This window comes from Quisquiliibacterium sp., assembly GCF_982640115.1.
Genome location: NZ_CEXFHW010000003.1, coordinates 1 through 11,408 on the forward strand (window position 1 = coordinate 1; position 11,408 = coordinate 11,408).

At 71.2% G+C, this 11,408-nt stretch carries 8 protein-coding genes; 1 reads left to right on the forward strand and 7 read right to left on the reverse strand.

Going from position 1 to position 11,408, the window contains the following annotated elements; genetic code table 11:
• The 5 genes from AC2H6A_RS00605 to AC2H6A_RS00625 form a co-directional block, all read right to left on the reverse strand.
• Positions 1-1,961: flavin-containing monooxygenase (locus tag AC2H6A_RS00605; RefSeq protein WP_484271182.1), on the reverse strand; the 1,961-nt coding region annotated here is incomplete at its 3' end.
• A gap of 136 nt (positions 1,962-2,097) precedes the next feature.
• A complete protein-coding gene (locus AC2H6A_RS00610) occupies positions 2,098-3,693 on the reverse strand; it encodes an AMP-binding protein (RefSeq protein WP_484271183.1) in 1,596 nt (531 codons plus the stop codon).
• Between the two features lie 20 nt (positions 3,694-3,713).
• Positions 3,714-4,907, reverse strand: coding sequence for a lipid-transfer protein (locus tag AC2H6A_RS00615; protein WP_484271184.1), 1,194 nt, complete (start codon positions 4,905-4,907; stop codon positions 3,714-3,716).
• A 28-nt stretch (positions 4,908-4,935) separates the two neighbouring features.
• Positions 4,936-6,561: a flavin-containing monooxygenase gene (locus tag AC2H6A_RS00620; protein WP_484271185.1), complete on the reverse strand. Its 1,626-nt coding sequence runs from the start codon at positions 6,559-6,561 to the stop codon at positions 4,936-4,938.
• 104 nt (positions 6,562-6,665) lie between these two features.
• Positions 6,666-8,078 carry an amidohydrolase family protein gene (locus AC2H6A_RS00625; protein ID WP_484271186.1) on the reverse strand — a complete coding sequence of 471 codons (1,413 nt, stop codon included), beginning with the start codon at positions 8,076-8,078 and terminating at the stop codon, positions 6,666-6,668.
• Between the two features lie 89 nt (positions 8,079-8,167).
• Between AC2H6A_RS00625 and AC2H6A_RS00630 the strand changes: the two genes are divergently transcribed.
• Positions 8,168-8,725, forward strand: coding sequence for a DUF924 family protein (locus AC2H6A_RS00630; RefSeq protein WP_484271187.1), 558 nt, complete (start codon positions 8,168-8,170; stop codon positions 8,723-8,725).
• 12 nt (positions 8,726-8,737) lie between these two features.
• Here the strand turns inward: AC2H6A_RS00630 and AC2H6A_RS00635 are convergent, their stop codons facing one another.
• Positions 8,738-9,580, reverse strand: a complete 843-nt coding sequence (locus AC2H6A_RS00635) for a fibronectin type III domain-containing protein (RefSeq protein WP_484271188.1) — start codon at positions 9,578-9,580, stop codon at positions 8,738-8,740.
• 2 nt (positions 9,581-9,582) lie between these two features.
• Entirely contained in the window at positions 9,583-11,376 is a 1,794-nt protein-coding gene (locus tag AC2H6A_RS00640; protein ID WP_484271189.1) for an adenylate/guanylate cyclase domain-containing protein, read from the reverse strand.
• Positions 11,377-11,408: the final 32 nt, after the last annotated feature.

Genomic DNA, 11,408 nt, shown 5'->3' on the forward strand with positions numbered 1-11,408 from the left:
CGGCCACGCGGGGGGTGCCGCCGGCGCCGTCGTGGACGGTGCCGCCGCGGATGATCAGGTCGTAGTCGGCCATGGTGTGCCTCGCTCGAATGGGGTGGGTGGGCCGTTGGGGGAGACGGCGGCGCGCAGGCGCCGCCCTGTGGCAGAGGAGTGAGCTCGAGGCCCTGGAAGCTGCCTTCCTTGCGCCAGGCGTCGAGCATGCGGATGAAGACCATGGGTCCGCGCCAGAACTGCGAGTTGCGCGCGGTGCGCTCGTTGGGCTTGCCCTCGTTGTTGTAGTAGCCCGGCGTGCACTCGTTCAGGAAGGGCTGGCGGCCACGCGCGAGCTGCACGATAGTGTCGGTCCAGTCGGCCTCGGCCTTGGCGCTGGCCTCCACCGTGCCGATGCCGCGCTCACGCACCGCGCTGAGCAGGTGCGCCATGTGCCGCGACTGCTCGTCGAGCATGTGCTGGAAATTGGCGCTCTGGCCCGACTGCTGCGTGCCCATCACGAACATGTTGGGGAAGCCGCGCGTGAACAGGCCGTGGAAGGTCTGGGCGCCGCCCTTCCACTTGTCGGTGAGGGTCTGGCCACCGCGGCCCTCGATGTCGAAGCCCAGACGGCGGGTGAAGTCGGTGCCGACCTCGAAGCCCGTGCCGAAGATGAGGCAATCGAGCGCGTACTCGCGGCCATCGACCACGACGCCACGCTCGGTGATGCGCTCGACGCCGTGGCCGTGGGTGTCGACCAGGTGCACGCCGGGAAGATTGAAGGTGTCGAGGTACTGGTCGTGGAAGCAGGGCCGCTTGCAGAACTGGTTGTACCAGGGCTTGAGGGCCTCGGCCGTGGCCTGGTCCTTGACCACCGCATCGACCCGGGCGCGTACGCGCTCCATCTTCTGGTAGTCGGCGAGCTGGATGAGCGCGGCTTCGTCGGCCACCGCCTCGCCGGCGCGCGCCTTGCGCCGGGCCGACAGCAGGATGTTGCCGATGAGGTCGGTCCAGCCGTCGTTGACGAGGTCGACCTCGAAGCGGCTGCCCGAGATCACGGCGGTGAAGTTGTCCATCCGCTCGCGCTGCCAGCCGGGCTTGAGCGACTTCGCCCATTCGGGATCGGTGGGCCGGTCGTTGCGCACGTCGACCGACGAGGGGGTGCGCTGGAAGACGTAGAGCTCGCGCGCGCCCGCGCCCAGGTGCGGCACGCACTGCACCGCGGTGGCGCCGGTGCCGATGATGCCCACCCGCTTGTCGGCCAGCCCGCTGAGACCGCCCTCGGGGCTGCCGCCGGTGTAGGCATAGTCCCAGCGGCTGGTGTGGAAGCAGTGCCCCTGGAAGCTGTCCACGCCCGGGATGCCGGGCAGCTTGGGCCGGTTCAGCGGCCCGCCGGCCAGCACCACGAAGCGCGCGCGCAGGGTGTCGTTGCGGTCGGTGGAGATGAGCCAGCGCGAGGCATCGTCGAGCCAGCGCATGTCGGTGATGGTGGTCTGGAAGATGGCCGAACGATAGAGGTCGAAGTGCCGGCCGATGCGCTGCGTGTGCTCGAGGATCTCGGGGCCGCGGGCGTACTTTGCCTTGGGCATGTAGCCGGTTTCCTCGAGCAGCGGCAGGTAGATGTAGCTCTCGGTGTCGCAGGCCGCGCCGGGATAGCGGTTCCAGTACCAGGTGCCGCCGAAGTCACCGGCCTTCTCGATGATGCAGATGTCCTCGTAGCCGGCCTTGCGCAGGCGCGCGGCGGCCAGCAGGGCACCGAAGCCGCCACCCACCACCAGCACATCCATGTCGCGCTCGATGGGCGCGCGGGTGTAGCCCGGGTCGACATGGGGATCGGCGAGAAAGTGAGCGAAGCGACCGGTGATCTCGACATACTGCTCATTGCCCTCGGGGCGGATGCGGCGGTCGCGCTCGAGGTCATAGCGTCGGCGCAGCGCGTCGGGGTCGAACTCGAGGTTGCTGAAGGCAGAGGGCGCGGCGGTGTCGGGCATGGCGGATTCCGGTGGGGCGCGGGGTGGGCCCGGGCGCGGCAGCGCGCGGGCGACGGGATTTCCCGAGTTTACGCGCCCCGGCGCGGTGCCGCGCCGGGTGAGCGCAGGGATTGCGGAACCCGGCCTGCGAGGTGGCTCAGCTGCTCGCGGAGAGGTCGATAGCGCCCTCCGCGCCCTGCTTGCGCAGCGCCGCGCGCTGCACCTTGCCGGTGGCGGTCTTGGGCAGCTGCGCAACCACTTTCACATAGCGCGGCCGGGCGAATCGGGGCAGGCGTACCGCGGCCTGATCGACGACCATGCGGGCATCGAGGGCGATGCCGTGGTGCGGCACCAGGGCGAGCATGAGCTCGTCCTCGCCGCCGGGAATGTCGGAGGGCACTGCATAGGCCGCCACCTCGGCCACCCCGGCGATCTCCTGGACCACCGATTCCACCTCGGTGGCCGAGATGTTCTCGCCGCGCCGGCGGATGCAGTCCTTGATGCGGTCGATGAAGGTGATCAGGCCATCGGCGTCCATCACGCCGGCATCGCCGGTGTGGAACCAGAGGTTGCGCCAGGCTTCGACGGTCTTCTGGGGTGCGTTGAAGTAGCCGCTCATGAAGCCGAAGGGCACCTTCGGGCGCACCAGGATCTCGCCCATGGTGCCGGCGGGCAGGGCGCGGTCGGTGTCGGGATCGGCGATGCAGACCTCGAAGAAGTCCTCCATGGTCCAGCCTGCCGCACCCGGTGCCGAGTGGCCGATGCGGCCCATGATGGGCATGTTCACCTCGGTCATGCCGAAGCCGGAAATGACATCGCGGATGCCGAAGCGCTGGCGGAACTGCTCCTCGTGCTGCGGCAGGTTGGGCGCGTTCATGAGCGCGCGCAGCCGGTGGTCGGTGTCGTGGGGGCTCGGCGGCTGGGCGAGCAGGAAGGCGGCCGTGGCGCCCAGGAAGTTGCTGACCGTGGCGCCATGTTCGCGGACATCGGCGAGCCAGGCGGTGGCGCTGAACCGGGTGCGGACATGGACCGGGATGCCGGCGAGCAGCGTGGCCGCGAGCTGGATCAGCAGGCCGTTGGCGTGGAACAGCGGCAGGCTGATGTAGTACTTGTCCTGCGGGCCGAGTTCGAGAGCGCGGATGTTGATGATGCCGTAGAGCGCGCAGTGCGCATGCGGCATGAGCACGCCCTTGGACGGACCCGAGGTGCCCGAGGTGTACATGATGCAGGCGGTGTCGGCGGCCGATGGTCCGGGCCCGGTCCAGGGCTCGGCCGCGCGGAGCCCGGCCCAGTCATGGGCGCGCCAGGCGAGCGGCAGGCGCTCGTCGCTGCGGCCCACCACCACCAGCTGGCGCAGGTGGGCGAGCTCGCCGGCGATGGCCGTCAGCGCGGGTACCAGCTCGGCATCGACCACCACGCAGCCCACCTCGGCATCGTTGAGCTGGTGCCGCAGGAAGGCGCCGCGCAGCTCGGTGTTGAGCATGACCGCCACCGCGCCGAGCTTGCCCAGCCCGAGCCAGGCGCGGATCTGATTGCAGCTGTTGAGCATGAACACCGCCACGCGGTGGCCGCGCTCGATGCCGAGCTGGTTGAAGAAGCCGGCGGCCCGGCATGTGTCGGCGTCGGCCTGGCCGAAGCTCATGGCGTCGCCGCCGCTGTCGCTCATCCAGGGTGCGTCGGGCCGGGTGGCGGCCATCTCGGCCAGCACTTCCGGCAGGATCCAGCGGGCGGGATCGGCGATGGCGCTGTACATGGCAGGCTCGATGGGTGGACTCAGACGGAACCGACCCGCTCGTAGAGCGTGACCACGCAGGCCCCGCCCAGGCCGAGGTTGTGCTGCAGGGCCAGCCGCGCGCCGGGCACCTGACGCGCGCCGGCGCTGCCGCGCAGCTGCTGGACCAGCTCGGTGCATTGCGCCAGCCCGGTGGCGCCCAGCGGATGACCCTTGCTGAGCAGGCCGCCCGAGGGGTTGGTGACGATGCGTCCGCCGTAGGTGTTGTCGCCGTCTTCGACGAAGCGCTGGGCGCCGCCCTCCGGACACAGGCCGAGCGCTTCGTAGGTGATCAGCTCGTTCTGCGCGAAGCAGTCGTGCAGCTCGACCACATCGAGGTCTTCGGGGCCGACCCCGGCGCTGCGATAGACCTGGTCGGCGGCGGCGCGCGCCATGCTGTAGCCCACCACCTCGCGCATGTCGCGCTGCTCGAAGGTGGCCGGGGAGTCGGTGGTCATGGCCTGGGCGCGGATGCGCACGCTTCGGTCCAGGCCGTGGCGCTCGGCGAAGGCCGGCGAGCAAAGAATGGCCGCGGCTGCGCCGCAGGTGGGCGGGCAGGCCATCAGCCGGGTCATGACACCGGGCCAGATCATGGGCGAGGCCATCACCTCCTCGGGGCTGACCACCTGGCGGAAGAGCGCCATGGGGTTGTTGGCGGCGTGCCGGCTGGCCTTGGCGCGGATGCGGGCGAAGGTCTCCAGCGAGGTGCCGTACTGCTGCATGTGGGCCAGTCCCGCCCCGCCGAAGTAGCGCAGCGCGAGCGGGATCTCGGCATGGCCGACGAGCTCGTCGGTGACCTCGTCGAAGTGCTCGAAGGGGCTGGGTCGATCCGGGAACTGGGTGCCGAGCGCGCCGGGCTTCATCTGCTCGAAGCCCAGTGCCAGCGCGCACTCGACCGCGCCGCTCTCGACCGCCTGGCGCGCGAGGAAGAGCGCGCTCGAGCCGGTGGAGCAGTTGTTGTTGACGTTGAGCACCGGGATGCCGGTCATGCCCACCTCGTACAGGGCGCGCTGGCCGCAGGTGGAGTCGCCATAGACATAGCCGACATAGGCCTGCTGGATCAGGGCGTAGTCGAGGCCGGCATCGGCCAGCGCGGCGCGCAGGGCCTGCGCGCCCATCTCGGGATAGGGCTGGTTGTTGCCCGGCTTGACGAACGGGATCATCCCGACGCCGGCGACATGCACGCTGCGGCTCATGGTGTGTCTCCTCTGGAGGGGTGCCTGTTCATGAGGCGAGGTCGAGTTCGCGGTAGCCGCCCGCGGCCACCGCGTCGGCCTTGGCGCGGAACTCGGGGCCGGTGCCGCTGTAGCGGGCGAGCACCCGTTCCGACTTGCCGTCGACATTGGCGTTGACGCCGGTCATCCAGGAGTTGACCTCGTTGGAGAGCAGGCCGATCGAGGCCTTGCGCACGACCTCCATCCAGGCATCGACGCTCTCGGGGCGGACCTCCACGCGCGACAGGCGGTTGTCGCGCATGTGACGCAGCAGCCCGGCCACCCAGTCGACGTTGTATTCGATGCTGCGCACGATGTTGCCCAGGGCGCACATCGGGCCCATCACCATCAGCAGGTTCGGGAAGCCGGCGTTCTGGATGCCGAAGAAGGTGCGCGCGCCGCCGCGCCAGAGATCCTGCAGCGAGACGCCATCGCGGCCGCGCAGATCGATGCGGTCATAGGCGCCGCGCAGCGCATCGAAGCCGGTGGCGTAGACGATGATGTCGAACTCGAACTCGCGGGCCGAGGTGCGGATGCCGGTGGCCGTGACGCGGTCGATCGGAGTCTCGGTGAGATCGACCAGCTCGACATTGGGCTGGTTGTAGACCTCGTAGTAGCGGGTCTCGAGGGGCAGGCGCCGGGTGCCGAAGCCGTGGTTCTTCGGGATGAGCTTCTCGGCGACCGCGGGGTTCTTCACCCGCTGGCGGATCTTGCGCGCGACGAAGTCGGACATGAGGGCGTTGGCCTCGCGATCGACCAGCACATCGCGGAAGTTGCCCATCCAGATGCCGAAGCCGCGCTCGGCGTAGCGCTTTTCCCAGAAGGCCTCGCGCTCCTCGGGCGGCACATCGACCGTGCGGCGCGGATCGGGCGTGTGGATGAAGCCCGCCGGGCTCTCGCGGCAGCGCTTCAGAATGTCGGGATAGCTGGCCTTGATCTCGCGCTGCTCGTCGTCGGTGATGGGGCCGTTGTGCAGCGGCGCACACCAGTTGGGGGTGCGCTGGAAGACCGTGAGATGGCCGGCTGTCTTGGCCACCTCCTGGATGGTCTGCACGCCGCTCGCGCCGGTGCCGATGACCGCCACCCGCTTGCCGGTGAAGTCCACCGGCTCCTTGGGCCAGTTGGCGGTGTGGCAGGACACCCCCTGGAAGGACTCGATGCCCGGGATGCGCGGCAGCGTGGGCACCGACAGCGCCCCGATCGCGGTGATGAGGAAGCGGGCGCAGGGCTGGCTGCCATCGTCGAGCTGCAGGCGCCACACCCGCCCGGGCTCGTCCCAGCGGGCCGATTCGACCCGACGGCCGAACCGGATGTGCGGGCGCAGCTGGAAACGCTCGGCCACATGCTGGGCGTAGCGCAGGGTTTCGGGCTGGGGGGCGAAGTGCTCGGACCAGCTCCAGTCCTGCAGCAGGTCGGGGGAGAACGAGAAGCCGTAGCTGTAGCTCTCGGAATCGAAGCGGGCGCCGGGATAGCGGTTCCAGTACCAGGTGCCGCCGACATCGCTGCCGGCCTCGATCACGCAGGCGCTCAGCCCGAGCTCACGCACCCGGTAGAGCTGGTACAGGCCGGCCAGGCCGGCGCCGATGATCAGGACGTCGAAGTCAGGGGTGGCGGGGGAGGCGGCGGCATCGGTCATGGCGGGCGGTTCCGGGAGGGTCACACGGCCCCATCGGTGAAGGGGGTGCAGTGGATGCTAACCCTCCCGCTTCGGCCGCGGCAACGCGCCGTTCCGGGATGCGCTCATGACGCGGCCTGCGCCTGACGCATCTGCCTGACCGCGGCCGCAGCCTCCTCGCGCAGGGCCGCCAGGTCCAGCCCCGGGATGGCGTCATCGACCACGGTCAGGCGCCCGGCCACCAGCAGCGCCCGCAGGGCCGGCCGCCCGCCCGCGGCCACGGTGGCGGTGGCCGGATCGTGCAGGCCGAAAAAGCGCGGCGCATCCAGCGACCACACCGCGATGTCGGCGGCCTGCCCCGGGGCGAGCGTACCCACCGCATCCAGGCCCAGCACCTGCGCGCCGCCGGCGGTGCCGATGCGGATGACCTCGTCGGTGCTGATGGCCGCTGCGCCGCCGACCGCCCGGTGCACCTGCCAGCAGGCATGGGCCTCGGCGAGCATGTCGGCGGCCTCGTTGGAGGCTGCGCCGTCGACGGCCAGCGAGACCGGTGCGCCGGCGGCGATCAGTGCCGGGATGGGCGCGATGCCCGAGCCCAGCCGGCAGTTGCTCTGCGGACAGTGCGCGATGCCCGTGCCGGTCTCGGCCACCCGCAGCACCTCGGCGGGCGAGAGATGAACCATGTGCGCGTACCAGACATCCGGCCCCAGCCACTCATGGCGCTCGACGAAGGCCAGCGGCGTGCAGTCGTGCACCTCGCGGCAGAAGCGCACATAGTCGATGCTCTCCGACAGATGGCTGTGCAGGCGGATGCCGAGGGCCCGCGCCGCCCGCGCGATCGGCACCAGTTCCTCGGGCGCCACCGACCAGGTGGGCGTGGTCGGAGCGCAAGCCACCCGGCGCATGGCATCCGGGGCAGGGTCGTGGAAGCGGGCCGTGTCGTGTGCCACCGCCCGCAGGAAGTCCTCCAGCGGCTCGGGCGCGGTCTGCGGCGGCGGATCGACATCGATGCTTCGGGTGCGGGTCTGTCCGCCACGGCACAGCACCAGGCGCTGGCCCAGGCGCGCTGCCTCGTCGAAGACCGCGGCCGAGGCATCGAAGGGCATGCCCGGCCAGTAGTGATACTGGTGATCGGCCACGGTGGTGCAACCCGAGAGCAGCAGCTCCACCAGCCCGACTCGCGCCGCGGTACGCAGGACCGCTTCATGGTCGAAGTGCCGTCGCCAGCGCACCGGCACCGCCGACAGCCAGGGCACCAGGGGCAGGTCGATGCCCTCGGGCACTCCCTTGAGCAGGCTCTGGAAGAGATGGTGGTGGGTGTTCACCCAGCCCGGCTGGACCACGCAGCCGCGCGCGTCGATCACCCGTTCGCCCGGCGCGGGTTGCAGCCGGCCGATCTCGGCAATGCGTGAGCCGTGCACCCGCAGGTCGCCGCCGAGCCGGGCGACATCATGGCGCATGGCGGAGCCGGGCAGGCCGGTGAGCAGGACGCTGGCGCCACGGATGAGCAGGCTGGTCGGGAGATCGGATCGGGTCATGGCGAGGGCAGGGTGGCGCAGAGGGTCCGATCATGGCAGCAAGCCGCATGCCAGGGTTGCCGCAGACCGCGGCTGGCAAGATACGCGTCATGACCCGCACACCGCTTCCGGACGCCGATGCCGTCCTTGCCTTCTGGTTCGAGGAACTCGCCCCCGCGCAGTGGTGGGCGGCCTCGGCGGACCTTGACCAGACCATCCGCGAACGCTTCGGCCGCCTGCTGGCCGCCGCTTCGGTCTGCGAGCTGGCGCACTGGCGGATCAGCCCGGAGGGTCGGCTGGCCGAGGTGCTGGTGCTCGACCAGTTCTCGCGACAGGTGCACCGCGGCCATGCCCGGGCCTTTGCGCAGGATCCGCTGGCCCTGGGCCTGGCCCAGACCGCGGTCAGCCTGGAGGCCGATCTGGCCCTGCCGCCGCCGCGCCGGCATTTCCTTTACATGCCCTACATGCACAGCGAGTCGGCGCTCATCCACCGTGAGGCGCTGCGGCTCTTCCAGGCGCCGGGTCTGGAACGAGCCCTCGAGGCCGAGCGCCGGCACTGGGCGGTGATCGAGCGGTTCGGGCGCTATCCGCACCGCAATGCGGCGCTCGGGCGTGAGTCGACGCCCGAGGAGCGGGTGTTCATCGCCACACCCGGCACCGGTTTCTAGCGTCCGTCGGCCTCAGCGAAGCAGCGCTTCCAGCCCGGGGTCGTCGGGTCGTTGCGCCCGGATGTCGCGCCACAGCGCGCAGGCCCGCTGCCGCGCACCGACCTCCTGCCACTGGGCGGCCTGCAGCACGCGGTGCGCGAGCGGCGCATCGGCGGCGGGCGCAAGCTGGGCCAGCCGCGCCACGGCATCGGCCGTCAGCACGCCAAAGCTGCCCACGCGCGTGCCGAGCAGCAGCGTGCCGCGGTAGGCCTGGACGCGCCACTCGTAGGTCTGACCCGGCGTCAGCGTGATGCTGGCCGGCAACTGCCAGCTGCGCGCGGGGGTGACCTGCACGCCGAGACTGCCGCTGCCGGGTGGCCCGATCGAGACCCAGTAGGTGTCGGCATTGGCGACCGGCGTCCAGCGCAGCGTGCGCTCGTCGGCGCCGATCAGGGTGTCGGTCGGCTCCAGGCCCGCCGAGATCGGGTCGGCCTCGGGCTCGCAGCTGGCGAGGCTGCGCATGCGGGTGGCGGCCATGGCGATGCGCGAGGTCTTGGAGACGGCCGGCAACTGGCCGCCCGGCAGCGGTGACGCGCTGATTGCCGCGCCACCCGGGCCGATGACCGAATCGGCGCCGGTCCGGTACTCGCCCGGTCCGGCGAGCTGGAACTCGCGGCCGCTGGCCAGGTGGGCCAGCACCGCGCGGGCCTGGGGGCCGAGGGTGAGCACCTGGCCCGGCGGAAGGCTGGCCAGGATGGCCAGCCGCGCGCCGCCGGCCAGGCTTGCCGGTCCGACCAGGTCGGTGACCAGCAACTGGGCCCGAGCGCCGCTGACGGCGAGCAGGCTTGTCAGGAGAATCAGCAGTCGCATCAACATCGTCACTCCCTGGGGGGCTGATAGCCGAACATCCGCATGGCGGCCCGCCCGCGCACCGCCATCGGGCCGAGATCTTCAAGGCCTTCCGGGTGCGCAAGTCGGGACCGCGCCGCCTCGGACACCAGCAGCGGATAGCCGGCCTCCTTGGTCAGCGACTCGATGCGCGACGCGGTGTTCACCGTGTCGCCCACCGCCGAGAATTCGAAGCGCGTGGCCGAGCCCACGAAACCGGTGACCGCCGGGCCGGCGTGCAGGCCGATGCCGATCTGCAGCACCGGTCCGCCAAGACGCGTCTGCTGCGCATTGAAGTCCTTGAGCGCGGCCAGCATGTCGCGGGCGGCCGCCCAGGCCCGATCGACATCGTCGTCACCGGTGGCCGGCGAGCCGAACACCGCCATGATCCCGTCGCCGATGAACTTGTCGAGCGTGCCGCCGTGCCGATGGATGACCGATACCATGAGGCCGAAGTAGCGGTTGAGCAGCTCGACCACCTGCTCGGGCGCCATGGTCTCGCTCAGCGTGGTGAAGCCGCGGATGTCCGAGAAGAGCACCGCGATCTCGCGGCGCCCGCCGCCGGCCTGCGGATCGAGACGGCCGGCGATGATCTCGCGCAGCACCCCGGGGCTGACCAGGCCCGAGAAGTGCTGCCGGAGCCGGTTGCGCTCCTGCGCTGCGGCCCAGGTCTCCTGGCCGGTGCGCACCGTGAAGCCGATCAGCGGCGCCAGGGCCCAGGCGACGGCCGGCACCGCCCAGGACTGGCGCAGCAGCAGCACGCTGGCCGCCAGCACCGCCAGCGAGAGGCCGATCATGATCACCGCGGCCATGCCGCCGGAGCGCCGCCCGCCGACACCGCCGAGCAGCGCCAGAACGATCCAGGCGATCGGCCAGGGCACCTCGCGCACCAGGGTGTCATCGAGCAGATTGCGCACCTGCTGGGCATGGATCAGCACGCCGTGCGAGGTGCCGGTGAAGCGGCCGTCCGCGCCCAGGGGTACCGGGGTCTGGAGCTGATCGTCGAAGGGCAGCAGGTTGCCCAGCAGCACCACCTTGCCGCCGAGCGCCGCCCGCAGCGCGTCCTGATTGCCGGACTGCACCCAGGCGATGAGCTGGCGCCAGGGGATCACCGGTACGGGATCGCCGTGGGCGTAGTGGATCAGCCCGTTGCGCGGCGCGGCGCCCGCCGCCCGGGCCACCTCGCCGCCGAGCGTGGGCAGTCGCTCGCCCTGGCTGCCCAGGGCCTCGTCGAAGCCGCGGACCATGCCGTCGGCATCGGGGTTGACCACCAGGTAGGCGCGGCCCAGGCCCCGGCTGATCGCCTCGAGCAGCGGCTGCATCGCCTCGGGCTGCCCGTCGGCGCGAACCCCGATGCCCAGCACCACCGGCGGGCCGGAGCGGGCCGCGACCAGCGCCTGTGCGAGGGTCTGGTCCAGCCCGGGGCTGAGCGCGTCGAAGGATCGCTCGGGCAGGGTGAAATCCAGCCCGGCCGCCCGCGGGCGGGCGACGAGCATCGCCTGCAGGAAGGCGGCGATCTGGCGGTGCATCAGCGCGATCGGCACCTGGAAGGCATCGAGGTCTTCGGGATGCAGGCCCACCACCACCACCTCGGAGCGGGCCGGCACCGGTGCATGCTGCGCCAGCCAGCCGAAGGCCCGATCCCGCCAGCGGGCCTCGAGCAGCCCCGGACCGGCCAGCGCCATCAGCAGGCCGCACAGCACGAGCGTGACCACGAGGCCGGAAAGGCGCTCGAGGCGCAACGGGCGGGCGGCGGGGCGCAGTCCGGGTTGTTGGGGGCTCATGGCGGCAGGGGCTCTCGCAAGCCGCACCTTAC